Origin of the sequence: uncultured Bacteroides sp. (assembly GCF_905207245.1) — a bacterium.
Classification (GTDB): Bacteria; Bacteroidota; Bacteroidia; order Bacteroidales; family Bacteroidaceae; genus Bacteroides.
The window spans coordinates 1-16,663 of the sequence record NZ_CAJLKP010000003.1; the positions used below are offsets into that span (position 1 = coordinate 1).

Annotated in this window: 17 protein-coding genes; 10 read left to right on the forward strand and 7 right to left on the reverse strand. The window is 43.3% G+C overall.

Annotated elements, in window-relative coordinates:
* Nucleotides 1–135: 135 nt before the first annotated feature.
* From QZ135_RS01575 to prmC, 6 genes are all read right to left on the reverse strand, one after another.
* Nucleotides 136–585, reverse strand: a complete 450-nt coding sequence (locus tag QZ135_RS01575; RefSeq protein ID WP_294605322.1) for a hypothetical protein — start codon at nt 583–585, stop codon at nt 136–138.
* A gap of 11 nt (nt 586–596) precedes the next feature.
* Entirely contained in the window at nt 597–1,937 is a 1,341-nt protein-coding gene (argH, locus tag QZ135_RS01580) for an argininosuccinate lyase (protein WP_294605324.1), read from the reverse strand.
* 85 nt (nt 1,938–2,022) lie between these two features.
* Nucleotides 2,023–2,433 carry an SRPBCC family protein gene (locus QZ135_RS01585; protein WP_294605326.1) on the reverse strand — a complete coding sequence of 137 codons (411 nt, stop codon included), beginning with the start codon at nt 2,431–2,433 and terminating at the stop codon, nt 2,023–2,025.
* A gap of 95 nt (nt 2,434–2,528) precedes the next feature.
* Entirely contained in the window at nt 2,529–3,167 is a 639-nt protein-coding gene (gene pyrE / locus QZ135_RS01590; RefSeq protein ID WP_009129455.1) for an orotate phosphoribosyltransferase, read from the reverse strand.
* A gap of 81 nt (nt 3,168–3,248) precedes the next feature.
* The gene (locus QZ135_RS01595) at nt 3,249–3,728 is read right to left on the reverse strand and encodes a regulatory protein RecX (protein WP_294605329.1); all 480 of its coding nucleotides are present in this window, start codon (nt 3,726–3,728) and stop codon (nt 3,249–3,251) included.
* The gene (gene prmC, locus QZ135_RS01600) at nt 3,725–4,561 is read right to left on the reverse strand and encodes a peptide chain release factor N(5)-glutamine methyltransferase (protein ID WP_294605331.1); all 837 of its coding nucleotides are present in this window, start codon (nt 4,559–4,561) and stop codon (nt 3,725–3,727) included. The genes QZ135_RS01595 and prmC overlap by 4 nt, the downstream gene beginning before the upstream one ends.
* A 53-nt stretch (nt 4,562–4,614) precedes the next feature.
* On the opposite strand from prmC, the gene ribD reads away from it, so the two are divergent.
* From ribD to proB, 10 genes are all read left to right on the forward strand, one after another.
* Nucleotides 4,615–5,652, forward strand: coding sequence for a bifunctional diaminohydroxyphosphoribosylaminopyrimidine deaminase/5-amino-6-(5-phosphoribosylamino)uracil reductase RibD (gene ribD, locus QZ135_RS01605; RefSeq protein ID WP_294605333.1), 1,038 nt, complete (start codon nt 4,615–4,617; stop codon nt 5,650–5,652).
* A 144-nt stretch (nt 5,653–5,796) separates the two neighbouring features.
* Nucleotides 5,797–7,161 carry a DUF6242 domain-containing protein gene (locus QZ135_RS01610; protein WP_294605335.1) on the forward strand — a complete coding sequence of 455 codons (1,365 nt, stop codon included), beginning with the start codon at nt 5,797–5,799 and terminating at the stop codon, nt 7,159–7,161.
* Nucleotides 7,162–7,216: 55 nt separating this feature from the next.
* On the forward strand, nt 7,217–7,912 hold the full coding sequence (locus QZ135_RS01615; protein WP_294605337.1) for a DUF6089 family protein: 696 nt from the start codon (nt 7,217–7,219) through the stop codon (nt 7,910–7,912).
* Between the two features lie 5 nt (nt 7,913–7,917).
* A complete protein-coding gene (locus QZ135_RS01620) occupies nt 7,918–8,652 on the forward strand; it encodes an isoprenyl transferase (protein ID WP_294605339.1) in 735 nt (244 codons plus the stop codon).
* A 28-nt stretch (nt 8,653–8,680) separates the two neighbouring features.
* Complete coding sequence (gene bamA / locus QZ135_RS01625) at nt 8,681–11,320, forward strand: outer membrane protein assembly factor BamA (protein ID WP_294605340.1); 2,640 nt, start codon at nt 8,681–8,683, stop codon at nt 11,318–11,320.
* A gap of 23 nt (nt 11,321–11,343) precedes the next feature.
* Nucleotides 11,344–11,859 (forward strand): OmpH family outer membrane protein, encoded by a 516-nt coding sequence (locus QZ135_RS01630; RefSeq protein WP_294605341.1) that lies wholly within the window; start codon nt 11,344–11,346, stop codon nt 11,857–11,859.
* A gap of 87 nt (nt 11,860–11,946) precedes the next feature.
* The gene (locus QZ135_RS01635; protein ID WP_294605343.1) at nt 11,947–12,450 is read left to right on the forward strand and encodes an OmpH family outer membrane protein; all 504 of its coding nucleotides are present in this window, start codon (nt 11,947–11,949) and stop codon (nt 12,448–12,450) included.
* Nucleotides 12,451–12,579: 129 nt separating this feature from the next.
* Complete coding sequence (murI, locus tag QZ135_RS01640; protein ID WP_294605344.1) at nt 12,580–13,419, forward strand: glutamate racemase; 840 nt, start codon at nt 12,580–12,582, stop codon at nt 13,417–13,419.
* A gap of 159 nt (nt 13,420–13,578) precedes the next feature.
* On the forward strand, nt 13,579–13,815 hold the full coding sequence (locus QZ135_RS01645) for a DUF2007-related protein (RefSeq protein WP_021968041.1): 237 nt from the start codon (nt 13,579–13,581) through the stop codon (nt 13,813–13,815).
* Nucleotides 13,816–13,862: 47 nt separating this feature from the next.
* Nucleotides 13,863–14,945 (forward strand): glutamate 5-kinase, encoded by a 1,083-nt coding sequence (gene proB, locus QZ135_RS01650; protein ID WP_138291006.1) that lies wholly within the window; start codon nt 13,863–13,865, stop codon nt 14,943–14,945.
* 71 nt (nt 14,946–15,016) lie between these two features.
* On the opposite strand, the gene QZ135_RS01655 is transcribed toward proB, so the two are convergent.
* A complete protein-coding gene (locus tag QZ135_RS01655; protein ID WP_294605351.1) occupies nt 15,017–16,297 on the reverse strand; it encodes a hypothetical protein in 1,281 nt (426 codons plus the stop codon).
* Nucleotides 16,298–16,663 lie beyond the last annotated feature (366 nt).

Below are 16,663 nucleotides of genomic sequence, written 5' to 3' on the forward strand. Positions count from 1 at the left end.
CGCGACCCTAACCTTGGCAAGGTTATGCTCTACCAACTGAGCTATTTCCGCAGGTCTTTTTTGAGGAACGGGTGCAAAGATAAGGAGTTTCCCTGTTACAGCCAAATTTTTCACATGGAAAATGTTGCTATTTTATCAGTTGCGCACTTGCAAAGTAGTGCCGGACATGGAGACTTTATAATGTTTCAGATACTCTGTACCTTCTCCTGTAGGAAATCCACCACTACTTAAATTATACTCAGTATGACACTTAGGACATTTTGCCGTCCCCAGTCCGTCTTCCACCAACTCTACCGAAACACTGCGATTAGCTTCTACCGGACAAGCTGCGTCATATGCAACATAAGTATCCCCATCCGAGAAAACACTTTGCCCGATAATCAATCCAGCATACCCTACGGGTAATCCATTTACATTCTTTTCGATCTTCAGAAACTGACCGGGAGTCGTAATCTTATAATAAGGAGATTGTGAAAGACTGCATGAGAAATTAAAGGTAACGGAAGGAATGCTCGACTCGTAGGAATCACCACAACTGGCGACACACAACCAAAGCATTCCTATTACTATACAGAATTTCCGCATACATATTGTATTTATCGTCCAAGCAAGGATTTTTCAGCCACTTCCATTCCATGAAAGTTGAAACCATCTACCACTTCTTGCATCAGTGCAGAGATTTCATCATTACAGAGATTACCGATGCTACCCTCATGCGTATGGTGCACTTGTTTGCTATGAGAGAACTTTCCGGCTTCAATATCCAGTCCGACTTTCTTATAGGCATCGCGGAAAGGCATGCCTTCACGTGCCAACCGGTTCACTTCTTCCACACTGAAAATAAGCAAATACTTATCATCATCGAGAATATGTTCGTTCACCTTGATTTCATTCATGATATAAGTCGTCATCTGCAGGCAGTCCTTCAATTCCTGGAAGGCAGGCAGAAAGACTTCTTTGATAATCTGCAAATCACGGAAATAACCGGATGGCAGATTATTGGCAATCATCATAATCTGTTGCGGCAATGATTGCAGCTTGTTACATTTGGCACGCGTCAGTTCGAATACATCAGGATTTTTCTTATGAGGCATGATGCTGGAACCTGTTGTGCAATCGTCGGGTAGTTTTACGAAATTAAAGTTCTGACTGTTGAACATACAGGCATCAAAAGCCAGTTTAGAGATAGTACCGGCAATGCTTGCCAAAGCAAATGCAACGTTACGCTCCATCTTTCCACGTCCCATCTGCGCATAAACCACGTTATAGTTTAAAGAGTCGAATCCTAACAGACGAGTTGTCATCGTGCGATTCAGCGGAAACGAAGAACCATATCCGGCAGCCGAACCTAATGGATTGCGGTTACACATCTTAAATGCCGCCTGCAAGAAAAGCATATCATCTACCAGACTCTCTGCATAAGCTCCAAACCACAAACCAAAAGAAGACGGCATGGCTATCTGCAAATGAGTATAGCCCGGCATCAATATATTTTTGAAACGCTCGCTCTGACATATCAAAACATGAAACAACTGTTCCACCGCCTCAGCAATATCTTTTATCTGTGTGCGCGTGAAGAGTTTCAGGTCGAGCAGCACCTGGTCGTTGCGGGAACGGCCACTGTGTATCTTCTTACCTACATCACCCAGTTTACGGGTCAGCATCAGTTCCACCTGCGAATGCACATCTTCTACTCCGTCTTCTATCACAAACTCACCTTTTTCGGCAGTTGCATAGATACTCTTCAGTTCATCAAGTAAAAGAAGCAATTCTTCTTTTGTCAGCAAACCGATGCTTTCGAGCATGGTGATGTGAGCCATTGAACCCAATACATCATGCTTTGCCAGATAAAGATCCATCTCGCGATCACGTCCTACCGTGAAGCGCTCTATATCTTTATTTACCTGAACGGATTTCTCCCAAAGTTTCTGAGCCATTTATTCAATGATTAATGATTAGCGATTAGTGATTAGTGTGTAGTGGCAGTGACCTTACTTAATCACTAAACACTAATCACTTATATTAATACGGTATTATCGACAGCATATCGGCCATCTTTTCCAATCCTTCCTGCAAAGGTTTTTGAACCATACCTTTCATAAAAGGATTCAGTTCCATGCCGATGGTCAGCTTCATCTTACATTCAGCCTCCGAGACAGGTACTATTTGTATCCACAAGTTGAATGGTAGCGGTGAAGTGGTTGTAGCAAACTTGATGCATTTACACGGTTCTTTTTCTACGATACTCAATGCTATTTTACCTACCGGAGCCACTTCTATCACCATGCTCTCCGAATCAAAACTCAAGTTCTTTACTTTATCCTCCGGCAGACTGTCCTTAAACTTCTCCAAATTATTCAGGTCGGATAGTTTTTCATAAACAAGTTCCTGTGAGGCAGGTATTGTCTTTACACCACTTTCAAATTTTGTCATATTCCGATTCTCTTTAAAAGACAAAAAAGAACTATCCGGACAGAATTTATCCGAATGGCCCTTTTGTCATATAATTATTTATAGTATAACCGCTGTTATTTTCCAGCATCCCAATGTGCAGGGTCCTTACGCCATTCGTTCAGCGTCTCGATATCTTCTTCTTCGATGTAACCCGTGCGAAGTGCAACATCCAGAACTGCCTCATAATTAGTCAGCGTCACCAAAGGAACTTTGGCATCTTTAAATGCTTTTTCCGCAACAGGAAAACCATAGGTATACGCAGCTACCATACCGATTACTTCGCACCCGTCGCGACGGATAGCTTCAACGGCTTTCAAGCTACTTCCACCAGTGGAAATCAAATCTTCAACAACCACGACTTTCATACCCGGACGAAGCTCGCCTTCGATCAAGTTTTCCAATCCGTGGTCTTTCGGGGTAGAACGTACATACACAAACGGCAAATTCAGCGCATCGGCAACCAAAGCTCCCTGAGGGATAGCGCCTGTTGCTACACCGGCAATTGCATCCACCTGCCCGAAACGCTCCAATATCAAACGGGTAATTTCAATCTTTACAAAATTACGCAAAGAAGGATAAGAAAGTGTTTTGCGGTTATCACAGTAAAAAGGAGACTTCCACCCGGAAGCCCATGTAAAGGGATTTGCCGGTTGTAGTTTAATCGCTTTTATCTTCAGCAACTTCTCTGCGAATAGTTTTTCTAAAGTTCTCATAACTAAATTAGCTATTTATAGTAAATATGGCACAAAAATACGGAAACAGAACGAGAATAAAAAAAAGATTAAAGAGATTTTTCACTCAAAAGCGTCATTTTCGTCAGAAAGTTGTATACAATGACGAATATCCTTCATTTCGAAACCACGACTCAGAGCAAAACGCATCAATTTTCCATTCAGTTCAAATTCGTTCTCAGCATGAACGCTTTTCCGCTTCGCCACCAACAGACCGTCTAAAATAGACAGATATTCTTCTTCATCTATTTCATTCAAAAAACGCCGGCATACATTATAGGAGACCTTCTTCAATTGGAGCGCCTGAGCTATTTTTACCTTCCCCCACTTGGCAAAACGATATTTGTCATTGACAAAAGCACGGCAAAAGCGTTCTTCATCAATATAATTTTCATCTTCCAAACGTTTGAGGATGCGGTCAATAGCATCATACGGCAATCCCCACCGTTGTAGCTTCTCGGCAATTTCGGCACGACAGTGTTCCGCAGTGGAACAATAGGCAGCAACTTTGTTCAGCGCTTCCGTTTCAGTAATATTTGTCATTTTTCGGCTATTACAAATCTATCATTATGGGAAATGTCCTTCTGAAGACAAACAGCACGATATCCTGATTCACGCAACATAGATACGGTGTCTGCTCCAAAAGCACGGTTAATTTCAAAATAAAGTTTTCCGCCGGGTACAAGCATTTCAAGTCCCAACATGGCAATACGACGATAAAAGCGTAAAGGATCCGCGTCGGGCACAAACAATGCCAGCGAAGGCTCCCAATCCAGTACATTCTGCTCCATCTCCTGCTTTTCCGCTTCAATAACATAAGGCGGATTACTTACAATCACATCATAACATTCTGTTGCGCCAGGGGAATAAGTCAGCACATCACGCTGTTCGAACCGGACTGACGCCTGCAAAGCTTCACTATTAGAGACAGCTATAGACAAAGCTTCTTCGGACACATCCCAAGCCGTGACCTGGGATTCCGGCAATTCTTTTGCTAAAGAAACAGCAATGCAGCCACTACCGGTCCCGATATCCAGAATACGAGAAACGGGAGAAAGTTCTTTCAGCATCAACTCTACCAATTCCTCCGTTTCCGGACGAGGTATAAGCACACCAGGCGCCACATAAAATGTTCTTCCCAAGAAACGGGCTTCACCTAAAATATATTGTATTGGTTCAAAATGATGCAAACGAGTGAGAATGCTTTCTAATTCCTGTTCCGCTTTTACAGATAAAGTTATATCTTTGCCCAAATAATAATCCACTGCCCTCTGCCCTAATATCTCGCAACAGATAAGCCTGGACAGATTGCCGGATTCTTGCAAAGTATAATCCTCTTGCAATCTCTGGCGAATATAAGAAGCAGTAATATTCATATATGGATATTTTGGAGTGCAAAAGTAAGAATTATCCGAGAAAAGAAGCACAGATGGAAGAAGAAAAATATATGCGCCGCTGTATTCAACTGGCTCAGAACGGGCTTTGCAATGCAGCTCCCAATCCAATGGTAGGAGCAGTTATCGTATGTGACGGAAAAATTATCGGCGAAGGCTATCACGTACGCTGTGGAGAAGCACATGCTGAGGTAAATGCCATCCGTTCCGTAAAAGACACCTCCTTATTAAAGCGTTCTACAATTTATGTGAGCTTGGAACCATGTTCACACCATGGAAAAACGCCACCCTGCGCTGATCTGATTATCGAGAAACAAATTCCCCGTATCGTTATCGGCTGCCAGGACCCTTTCGCTAAAGTTGCAGGACGAGGCATACAGAAGTTGAAAGATGCCGGGCGGGAAGTCATTGTCGGAATGCTGGAAGATGAATGCCGACATTTAATCAGGCGTTTCATCACCTTCCACAGCTTACATCGCCCATATATCACCTTAAAATGGGCTGAGTCGGCAGACGGTTTTATTGATGTACGCCGGGATAGCGGCAATGCTGTTATTCTTTCCACCCCCTTAACCTCTATGCTGGTACACAAAAAGCGGGCGGAGCATGCCGCCATTCTTGTAGGAACCCGCACTGCTGAACTGGACAATCCCTCGTTAACCGTACGTAATTGGCACGGGCGTTCCCCCGTACGCCTCGTTCTGGATAGAGAACAGCGTCTATCACCTGCCCTTCACCTATTTGACGGAAGCACGCCGACATTCGTCTTCACAGAACAGCCTCATGCCGACCTTCGCAACGTAGAATATCTTCCGATAGATTTTCAACAAGACATATTGCCGCAAATGATGCAAACCCTGTATGAGCGTGAACTACAATCTCTCCTGGTAGAAGGGGGCAGTATCCTGCTGCAATCTTTCATCGATAGTGGACTCTGGGACGAAGCATTCGTTGAAGAAAGCCCAATACAGTTGTCATCGGGTGTTAAAGCTCCTAAAATGAAGGATAAAATCAGTTATGCCCGTGAACAAACTTTCGGCAGAAGTATACGGCATTACACAATGACAAAATAGTCCGAAACGCCTCATTTTGATGCTTTTTTATCGAGAAAAACGGGCTTATTATCTATAATTTTATATAAATCTTCCCTGCAATGCTGATTATAGAAAAAAATGTTCCTATTTTTGCAACTTGTAAATAAACACTATCTTTAGAAAATGAGAATAAAGTTTTTATCCGTAATCCTGAGTTTTCTTCTTATGTCAATAGCCATAAGTTCATGTCTTGACTCAGATGATAATTATGAATTAAGTTCCGACGCTACCATACGCGCTTTTGGTATTGACACTATAGGAAAAGGCATATATTATAAGTTTACGATTGACCAACTAAAAAGAGAAATTTACAACGTTGATTCCCTCCCTGTTTGGGCTGACACTATCATAGACCGAATATTGATTGATACACTGAGCGTTACAGGCTGGGTAACTTCCGGTCTTGCCGATACTGTATTCATCATGAGCGATTCTGTCGATTTGAGAGAACCTATCACACTGAAAGTACATGCAGCTGATATGGTAACTACTCGTGAATATAAAATTAAGGTAAACGTTCATAAGCAAGATCCGGACTCTCTGATTTGGAGAGAAATGGCAGCACTCCCTGCTTCACCTGTCACCGGCAAGAAAAAGTCCGCCATTCTGAAAAAGGATTTATTCGTTTACACTTCTTCTACAACCGGCTATCGCAGTTCCATATCCAATCCCGGCGTTCTTCAATGGAGCCCAATTACAGTTAGCGGACTTCCTGATGATGCGAAAATGAATTCTATCGTTAGCTTCAATGACCAATTGTATATAACTACAGAGAACGGAGAAGCGCTCTATTCAGACGACGGTATCAGTTGGAGTGATATGGATATGCAAGGAATGAAGATGGTGACATTCATTGCAGGTATTCCGGCAGATGATGTTACAGGAAGTAAAAACACACTTACCGGTATCTGTTTCTTTGAGGGTAAGAATATCTTCTGTGCAAAAAGTGATGGAGAGGCAAATTGGAAAATGAGTGAAGGAAAAGAAGCGATTCCTGCTGACTTCCCTCTGGAAGATATATATTCCTCTGTTTTCACTAATGCAAGTGGCATCAAACAAACAGTAATAGTGGGTAATACAGAAGCAGAAGTTAAGGCAACAGTGCCTTGGTTTACTATGGACGGACTCACTTGGGCCGACATGAGTACGCCATCAGATTTCTTCTGTCCGGTTATGAAGAATCCATCAATTATGTATTATGGAGGCCTGTTCCACATGATGGGCGGAAAATTCGATATTATCCGCTCTTCCCGTGTAGGAATAGCTTGGGAGGAAGCTGCAACCAAATTCCGTTATCCATCAGAAAAAGTAGTCATTCCGGGAGAAGACGAGGATGACAAAGAGACAATCGAATACAAAAGCTTATTCGAAGGTAAGGGAGATTATTCTCTTGCTATTGACGAAAATCATTATATTTGGATTGTATGGAACAGCGACGGTTCTGTTTGGCGTGGTCGTCTGAACAAACTGGGTTTCGCAATACAATAATAAAATAGTCTATTTTCCGTTTCCTTATATAAATAAGGAGTAACAAGAAAACGGTATGACTATTACAAGAATTATAAAGATAGTGTTTTGTCTGCTTACGTTCCCTTTCTGCTGTGTTACAGCACAGGAAGAATACACATGGGAATTAGGAGGCGCCATTGGAGGAAGTTTTTATATGGGAGATGCCAATAGCAGTACCCCGTTTAAGGACACAGGGATAGCGGGAGGTTTCATTGCCCGGTATTTACTAAATCCGCATATGGCAATAAAAGGCAACCTGACAGCCGGCAGGATTTCCGGTGACACGAGAGATTTCAAGAATGTGTATCCGAATGGAGAGTATGCCGCTTTCAAGCGGACGGTTTTCGATTTAGGAGCACAGTTTGAATATAACTTTTTGGGATATGGTATCGGTAATACGTACCGGGGCGACCGCCGATTCACACCTTATATATTAGGTGGATTAGGATTTACGTTCGCACCAAAACCCGCTAAGACGATTTTCACAATGAACATCCCTATAGGGGTGGGTGTGAAATACAAAGCAACGCCGCGCATCAACATAGGATGCGAGTTCACGATGCGATTCAGCCTTAGCGATCAGTTGGACGTTACCCAACGGGAAGGCTTACAACTGGAAGATCCGTACCAGATAAAAGGAAAAGGTTGGAAGAACAAAGACAGTTATGCATTCACCGTCTTTTTCATCACCTACGACCTGTTCCCAAGATGCAAGGATTGTAACAACTAAAAAAGATGCAATATAAAGAACAAATTGATTTGAGCCGGATACCCCAGCATGTGGCGATTATCATGGACGGCAACGGACGATGGGCGAAGCAGCGTGGACACGAACGCAGCTACGGACATCAAGTCGGTGCTGAAACCGTGCACGTCATTGCCGAAGAAGCCGCCAGGCTGGGAATCAGATATCTGACCCTATATACGTTCTCAACCGAAAACTGGAACCGTCCATCGGATGAAGTGGCAGCCTTAATGAGCCTTCTTTTCGACTCTATCGAAGAAGATACGTTCATGAAGAACAATATCAGTTTCCGGATTATTGGAGATATTGAAAAGTTACCCGCAAATGTACAAGACCGCTTATACAATTGCGTGGAAAATACTTCTAAGAATACAGGCATGTGCCTGGTACTTGCCCTCAGCTACTCTTCACGTTGGGAGATAACAGAAGCCAGCCGGCAAATAGCCGCATTGGTACAAAAAGGAGCATTGGCACTCGAAGAAATCAATTGCGATTTAATGTCAAAACACCTGACGACCAACTTCATGCCCGACCCCGATCTGCTGATACGTACCGGCGGAGAAATCCGCCTGAGCAATTACCTGCTTTGGCAATGTGCGTATTCGGAACTTTATTTTTGCGAAACCTATTGGCCCGACTTTCGGGAAGAGGAACTTTGCAAAGCCATTTGCGACTACCAGAAACGGGAACGCAGATTCGGAAAAATCAGTGAACAAATCAGTTAAACCCAAACATATTTAATCCAAAACATAAATGCACTATCGTATTTTCTCTATACTCACAGCGTTTATCTGCCTCTTTGGTTGTGTATTGACAAGCGCCGCTCAAGATGCCAATGGCACCGATGATGCGGAAAAACCAGTAATTCTCTACTCGGGAACCCCCAAGAAGTATGAGATTGCAGAAATTAAAGTAGAAGGAGTTAAGAACTATGAGGACTATGTACTGATCGGATTATCTGGTCTGTCCGTAGGTCAAACGATTACTATCCCGGGTGAAGAAGTCACTCAGGCTTGTAGGCGTTACTGGCGTCATGGTTTGTTCTCCAATGTTCAAATCACGGCTGACAAGATAGAAGGCGACAAAATATGGTTGACCATTCATCTGACTCAGCGGCCGCGTGTATCCGACATCCGCTATCACGGCGTGAAAAAGTCCGAACGTGAGGATATCGAGAGCAGAGTCGGTATGATAAAAGGCGGTCAGGTGACCCCTAACGTCATAGACCGTGCCAAGACTTTGATTAAGCGCTACTTTGATGATAAAGGTTTCAAGAATGCAGAAGTTACCATCTCGCAAAAAGATGATGTATCCAACGAGAACCAGGTTATCGTAGATATCGACATCGACAAGAAGGAGAAGGTGAAAGTGCACGAAATCACCATCGTTGGCAATGAGGCTATAACAACCAAGAAGTTGAAGCGCATCATGAAGAAGACCAACGAGAAGAATAAACTGATCAACCTGTTCCGTACCAAGAAGTTCGTAGAAGAGAACTTTGAAGCGGACAAGCAATTGATTCTCGACAAGTATAACGAGCTGGGTTATCGTGATGCCATGATTGTAGAAGACAGCATCAAGCCCTATGATGACCGTACGGTAGACATCTTCATGAAAATTGAAGAAGGAGACAAATATTATCTTCGTAATGTAACATGGGTAGGTAATACATTGTATCCTTCGGAACAGTTGAACTTCATGCTTCGTATGAAGAAAGGCGATGTTTACAACCAGAAGTTGCTGGAAGAACGCACTATGTCGGACGAAGACGCTATCGGTAACCTTTACTACAACAACGGTTACTTGTTCTACAGTCTCGAGCCCGTGGAAGTAAACATTGTGGGAGACTCCATCGACCTGGAAATGCGTATTTTCGAAGGTCGTCAGGCTACCATCAATAAGATCAGCATCAATGGTAACGACCGTTTGTATGAAAACGTAGTACGTCGCGAGCTTCGTACCCGCCCGGGCGACTTGTTCAGTCGTGAAGACCTGATGCGTTCCATGCGTGAAATTCAACAGATGGGACACTTCGACCCGGAACAGATCAAGCCGGACATCCAGCCGAGACCAGAAGACGGAACAGTGGATATAGGCTATGACCTGGTATCCAAAGCCAATGACCAGGTGGAATTCTCCGCCGGTTGGGGACAGACAGGTATCATCGGTAAACTGAGTTTAAAGTTCACCAACTTCTCACTTGCCAACCTGCTGCATCCGGGTGAAAACTATCGTGGTATCTTGCCGCAGGGTGATGGTCAAACACTGACTGTCAGCGGACAAACCAATGCCAAGTATTACCAATCCTATAGTATTTCATTCTACGATCCGTGGTTCGGTGGTAAGCGTCCTAATGCATTCTCTCTGTCGGCTTTCTATTCCGTGCAGACAGACATCAGTAGCCGTTACTATAACTCGGCGTATATGAACAGCTACTATAACAGTATGTATAGCGGTATGTATGGTTATGGTATGTACAACTACGGTAACTACAATAGTTACGAAAACTATTACGACCCCGACAAGTCTATCAAGATGTTCGGTGTGGCTGCCATGTTCGGTAAGCGTTTGAAATGGCCGGATGACTACTTCCAGTTTACTGCAGAGTTGTCTTACCAACGTTATATCCTGAGCGACTGGCAATACTTCCCCGTTACAAACGGTAAATGTAACAACCTCAGCATCAACCTGACCCTGTCTCGCAGTTCAATCGACAACCCGATTTATCCGCGTTCAGGTTCCGAGTTCTCATTGTCAGTGCAGTTGACTCCGCCATATTCATTGTTCGATGGCAAAGATTATAGCAAATACAGCACCAGCAATCAGGATGATATGAATAAGATGCACAAATGGATTGAATACCACAAATGGAAATTCAAATCCAAAGTATACATCCCGTTGATGGACCCTGTAGCAGTGAAACGTACTCCGGTATTGATGGGCCGCGTGGAATTTGGTTTGCTGGGACACTATAACAAGTATAAGAAATCTCCGTTCGAAACATTCGACGTTGGTGGTGACGGTATGACCGGTTACTCCAGTTACGCTACGGAAAGTATTGCTCTCCGTGGTTATGAAAATAGCTCATTGACTCCTTACGGATATGAAGGTTACGCTTATACCCGCCTCGGTCTTGAGTTAAGATATCCGCTGATGCTGGAAACAAGTACCAGTATTTATGCGTTAGGTTTTGTAGAAGCCGGTAATGCCTGGCAAGATGTGAAGAACTTCAACCCGTTTGAGTTGAAACGTTCTGCAGGTGTCGGTGTCCGTATCTTCCTGCCGATGATCGGTATGATGGGTATTGACTGGGCTTATGGTTTCGATAAAGTACGTGGTTCTACAGAGTACGGTGGCAGTCAATTCCACTTTATCTTAGGACAAGAATTCTAATTGTATCACAAAAACCAAACGTTATGAGAAAGTCTGTTTTATTAATGTTCTTGCTGTTTGCCGTAGGCATGACAGCCAGTGCACAAAAGTTCGCCCTGATTGACATGGAGTATATCCTGAAAAACATTCCGGCTTACGAACGTGCTAACGAACAGTTGAACCAAGCTTCCAAGAAATGGCAAAGTGAAGTAGAGAAAGTTGCCGAAGAAGCTAAGACGTTGTATAAGAACTATCAATCGGAAGCCGTCTTCCTTTCCGAAGAACAAAAAGGAAAGAAAGAGGAAGCGATTGTCGCTAAAGAGAGGGAAGCAGCGGAGCTGCGTCGTACCTATTTTGGTCCTGAAGGAGAATTGTTTAAGAAACGTGAGAGTCTGATGCAACCGATTCAAGATGAAATATATAATGCTGTTAAGGAAATATCAGAACAGAAAGGTTATTCCGTAGTTGTTGATCGCGCTTCTGCAGCAAGCATCATTTTTGCCTCTCCACAAATAGATATCAGCAATGAAGTGCTTGCAAAGTTAGGATATTCAAATTAATTTCATAAATTTGCCCAATGAATATAAGCTAAAGCACTATATTTGCATTGATACAATGAACAATTATTTAAATAAACAATAAACATTATGCTTAAAAAAATCGCACTACTCGTAATTGTGTTTGCTCTTCCGTTAGGAGCAATGGCACAAAAATTTGCTCACATGAACTCTCAGGAAGTCATCGTTCTCATGCCGGAATATACAAAGGCACAAGCTGACTTGGATGCTATGTCTAAACAATACCAAGAAGAGATGCAACGTTCTCAGACTGAGTTCAACAAGAAAGTACAGGAATTTCAGGCACAAGCTGACTCTCTGCCGAAGAATATTGCAGAAAGACGCCAAAAAGAATTGCAAGATATGGCTCAAAGACAAGAAGAGTTTCAACAGGAAGCTTACCAGAACATGCAGAAAGCACAGCAAGAAGCATTGGTACCTATCTATAAGAAACTGGACGAAGCTATCCAGGCTGTAGGTAAAGCAGAAGGTGCTATCTACATCTTCGACTTGGCTCGTACTTCTATACCTTATATAAGTGCTACAAGCGTGGATGTTACTGCTAAAGTGAAAGCTCAGTTGGGCATCAAATAAAAAAGAAACATCTTTTTTTATATCTTTAAAGAAGATAATGCAAATCGGATGCAGAACTTTTTCATGCAAGCATGAAAGTTCTGCATCCGATTTGCATTATCTTTGCAATGTGTACAAAGCTTTTCCAGTATGAAACAAAATTTACCGACTATTCCCGGCCCTATCGGTGTATTCGATTCCGGATACGGCGGACTCACCATTCTGAGTAAGATACGTGAAGCCTTGCCCCAATATGACTATATCTATTTAGGAGATAATGCACGTACTCCCTATGGCACACGGTCTTTCGAAATCGTATATGAATTCACCCTACAGGCAGTCACTAAACTGTTTGAGATGGGATGTCATCTTGTTATTCTGGCTTGCAATACGGCATCTGCCAAAGCATTACGCAGCATACAGATAAATGATTTGCCTCAAATGGATCCGGCACGTCGTGTATTGGGTGTCATCCGTCCTACCGTTGAGTGTATAGGTAATATTACACAGAGCCGCCATGTCGGTGTTCTTGCCACAGCAGGAACCATTAAATCAGAATCCTACCCATTAGAAATCCATAAGCTTTTTCCGGATATTCGGGTAGCAGGTGAAGCCTGTCCACTATGGGTATCTCTCGTAGAGAACAACGAAGCGGAAGGAGACGGGACAGATTATTTTGTTCGTAAATATATCAACGAACTTCTGGCGAAAGACGCACAAATTGATACTGTGATTCTTGGTTGTACTCATTACCCCTTACTTCTACCTAAAATTAAGAAATACATGCCGAACGGAATTACCACCGTGGCACAAGGCGAACTGGTAGCCGACAGCTTGAAAGACTACTTCCGTCGACATCCGGAAATGGACGCCAAATGTACAAAAGGTGGAAACTGCACTTACTACACCACAGAAGCAGAAGAGAAGTTCATTGAATCGGCATCCACCTTCCTAAAAGAGGTGGTAACCGTACAACGAATAGAACTATAATCATCAATATTTACCGAAAAACAAACCTTTTCTCCGAAATACTTGTTATATTTGAAGAAGATAAGCTGTATCTCAGCATAACTTTTTCATGTAAACATGGAAGTTATGCATTCGATTTGCATTATCTTTGTAATATTAAACCTATTAATACTTACCATTATGAAATCAACAGACTATAGCCGCACAGTTGAAGTGTTCAAAGGATCACCGTGGGAAGCAGAACTTGTAAAAGGTCTACTCGAAAACAATGGTATAGCAACTATTATCAAGGACGGGCTTATGAGCACCATCGCTCCTTATATAGCACCGGATGTAACCATTCTCGTCAGTGAGGAAAGATACGAAGATGCCATGGAGATAATCCGTGAGCGCGACAAAGGAAAAGATGAAGAATAACCCTTTCACCCTCCTACCCAAAACCACATAAGAACGATATACAACACATGGTACAACAATTTTCGAGAATAGCTGTAAAAGTAGGCAGCAATGTCCTGACACGCCGTGACGGTACTCTGGACGTAACACGTATGTCTGCCTTAGTCGATCAGATAGCCGAACTGCATAAAACAGGAGTAGAAATTATACTTGTGTCATCCGGGGCCGTAGCTTCCGGACGTAGTGAAGTGCATTCTGCCAAGAAATTGGACAGTGTAGATCAGCGTCAGCTTTTCTCTGCCGTCGGGCAAGCTAAACTTATTAACCGTTACTACGAACTCTTTCGGGAGCATGGCATTGCTGTAGGACAAGTGCTGACTATGAAAGAGAATTTTGCTACGCGCAGACATTATCTCAATCAAAAGAACTGTATGACGGTAATGCTGGAAAATGGGGTTATACCTATTGTCAACGAAAACGATACAATTTCTGTAAGTGAACTGATGTTTACGGACAATGATGAGTTGTCCGGCTTGATAGCATCCATGATGGATGCGCAGGCATTGATTATTCTCAGTAACATCGACGGTATTTATAACGGTTCTCCTGCCGATCCCGCTTCTGAAGTCATCCGGGAAATCGGCCAGGGAAAAGATCTTTCTTCTTATATACAGACTTCCAAATCCAGCTTCGGCCGTGGCGGAATGCTTACCAAAACCAATATCGCCCGTAAAGTAGCCGACGAAGGGATTACTGTTATCATCGCCAACGGTAAACGGGATAATATTCTTGTCGATTTGATTCAACACCCTGAAAGTACTCTCTGCACTCGCTTTATACCTTCGGCCGAGCCTGTATCAAGTGTCAAGAAATGGATTGCCCACAGCGAGGGTTTTGCCAAAGGCGAGTTGCACATCAATTATTGTGCTACGGAACTGCTTTTTTCGGATAAGGCAGTCAGCATTCTGCCTGTAGGCATTACCGACGTCATCGGCGAATTTGAGAAGGATGATATTGTGCGGATTGTTGACTTCGGAGGTAAACCCATTGGTGTGGGCAAAGCAAACTGCGACTCCACACAGGCCAGAGAAGCGATGGGAAAGCATGGCAAGAAACCGGTAGTACATTACGATTATCTATATATAGAATAGAAGAAAGAGGCTGTGTCCAATAAAAATTAGAACACAGCCTCATCCATTTTCTTTATTTTATTATGTCTATTTTATCTAAGGTGTATGCTCGCACGCTGGTCATTGAGTATATACAAACTCTCTAAATGCTTGTTGATGATGGCTTCGCCACCTCCTACTTGTATACGATTGCCACCTTCGGCACCAAAACCTCCCAATGCCGCCGAGCGTACATCGGCTACATAGCCGGGTGAGCGTCCCTTCACATACGTATAGCCAAAGAAGAGAGGAGTCACATCGGCCAGTCTGGCTTTTGCCTTCCATTCCAATTGAAGTTGTACGAACATTTCACCAGGGCAAACGGCTATTGCAAAGTCATTAATGAGGAATGTAGCGATATGGACATTTACCTTACGGTTTTTATCCTCGCGAGTAGAGAATTGCAACGAGTCCGTACGCATCTTGAAAGAGGTGTTGTCACCGGAGGCATGTAGTGCGTTGGCCAGTTTAATCACTTCGATGCCAAGCAATTCTCCTGTGCGCTGAATGGGCTTGTAGTCTGTTTTGATAGGATCATTGGGCCCTGAGCGTCGCCGGCTAATCATCAATCCTTCCACATTACCGCCACCACCGGCTACAAAAAGGCAGATAGCTTTGTTATCGAACGCTTCTTCCACCTTCCTACAAGCATATCCGGGATAGTCGGCCGAAATTTCATAGCTGAAACAACCAAGGTCTGCATGCATGGCATAACTCATAACGATGGCACGGGCATTGCCTTGCATATCTTCTACCTTAATTACGCCTACTTCGGGGTCAACCGGACCGAAAGGTATCCGTTCGGGGTTTTCTACATTGTAGTGTTCATCGCCTATCCACGATTCGCGAGCCTTACCGTCTTTACGGATAATGAGACGATTGAAACCCAATTGCGGAAACGTACGCGTGCCGGCCGAGATACGTGCGGGGAACATATTGCCGATTGCTTCGCCCACTACCTTAACGATGCACTCTTCAAAGAACGGAGTGTGGTCAGGTTTCTTTTCACGAGGTCTGGCATCAGCCATGTTGGGATCTTCGTGAGTATGCGAAGCACAGATCAGCAACTGCGTGATGCCGTATTTTTCTTTGCAGACATTAGCCACGCGGTCGCTATAAAAATTAACCAAGTCGACAGACACCTGTGCTACACGCATATCGCCTACCTCCATCACCAAAGCACGTGCATACACAGAGTCGTGTGGGGGGATGTTTTGTTTGGGAGTAATGTTTATTTTAGCCGTTCCGGCCATTAGCTGTCCTTCGGCAGCCTTGAGCGTGCCCGATAGAGCCAGGCATCCACAGAACAGGATGAAAAGGAATACTTTTTTCATGATTAAAATGTTATTATTCAGTTAATATTTCATATGACCTTGCAGATTGAGCATCTATCATGCAAGCCCCAAAGTCTCATAATTCGGCTTAAAATCTGACGGGTTTACCGCTTTTAGCACTTTTGATTGCAGATTCTAATATTTCTACAACAATCAACTTCATGGAGATGTCCGTGTGACACTCCCGCTACACCCAAACGGAGTGGTGTCAATTCTTGAGCATTCAGTGTAAAAGACAGACTAATAACAGACAAGCATAAGAAAAATGTCTTGAAGATGTTTTTTTGTATTCATACCACACTAATGGAATTAAAACGATAAGTAGTGATTCAAAATTAATTCAATATATGCGCATACTTTCTGTCA

Bases quoted from the DNA above. Each gene is read 5' to 3' on its own strand.
- QZ135_RS01630 (WP_294605341.1), top strand. From the start codon at position 11,344: ATGAGAAAGTCTGTTTTATTAATGTTCTTGCTGTTTGCCGTAGGCATG.
- argH (WP_294605324.1), bottom strand. From the start codon at position 1,937: ATGGCTCAGAAACTTTGGGAGAAATCCGTTCAGGTAAATAAAGATATA.
- QZ135_RS01585 (WP_294605326.1), bottom strand. From the start codon at position 2,433: ATGACAAAATTTGAAAGTGGTGTAAAGACAATACCTGCCTCACAGGAA.
- QZ135_RS01635 (WP_294605343.1), top strand. From the start codon at position 11,947: ATGCTTAAAAAAATCGCACTACTCGTAATTGTGTTTGCTCTTCCGTTA.
- bamA (WP_294605340.1), top strand. From the start codon at position 8,681: ATGCACTATCGTATTTTCTCTATACTCACAGCGTTTATCTGCCTCTTT.
- QZ135_RS01620 (WP_294605339.1), top strand. From the start codon at position 7,918: ATGCAATATAAAGAACAAATTGATTTGAGCCGGATACCCCAGCATGTG.
- QZ135_RS01610 (WP_294605335.1), top strand. From the start codon at position 5,797: ATGAGAATAAAGTTTTTATCCGTAATCCTGAGTTTTCTTCTTATGTCA.
- prmC (WP_294605331.1), bottom strand. From the start codon at position 4,561: ATGAATATTACTGCTTCTTATATTCGCCAGAGATTGCAAGAGGATTAT.
- ribD (WP_294605333.1), top strand. From the start codon at position 4,615: ATGGAAGAAGAAAAATATATGCGCCGCTGTATTCAACTGGCTCAGAAC.
- murI (WP_294605344.1), top strand. From the start codon at position 12,580: ATGAAACAAAATTTACCGACTATTCCCGGCCCTATCGGTGTATTCGAT.
- proB (WP_138291006.1), top strand. From the start codon at position 13,863: ATGGTACAACAATTTTCGAGAATAGCTGTAAAAGTAGGCAGCAATGTC.
- QZ135_RS01655 (WP_294605351.1), bottom strand. From the start codon at position 16,297: ATGAAAAAAGTATTCCTTTTCATCCTGTTCTGTGGATGCCTGGCTCTA.
- pyrE (WP_009129455.1), bottom strand. From the start codon at position 3,167: ATGAGAACTTTAGAAAAACTATTCGCAGAGAAGTTGCTGAAGATAAAA.
- QZ135_RS01595 (WP_294605329.1), bottom strand. From the start codon at position 3,728: ATGACAAATATTACTGAAACGGAAGCGCTGAACAAAGTTGCTGCCTAT.
- QZ135_RS01575 (WP_294605322.1), bottom strand. From the start codon at position 585: ATGCGGAAATTCTGTATAGTAATAGGAATGCTTTGGTTGTGTGTCGCC.
- QZ135_RS01615 (WP_294605337.1), top strand. From the start codon at position 7,217: ATGACTATTACAAGAATTATAAAGATAGTGTTTTGTCTGCTTACGTTC.
- QZ135_RS01645 (WP_021968041.1), top strand. From the start codon at position 13,579: ATGAAATCAACAGACTATAGCCGCACAGTTGAAGTGTTCAAAGGATCA.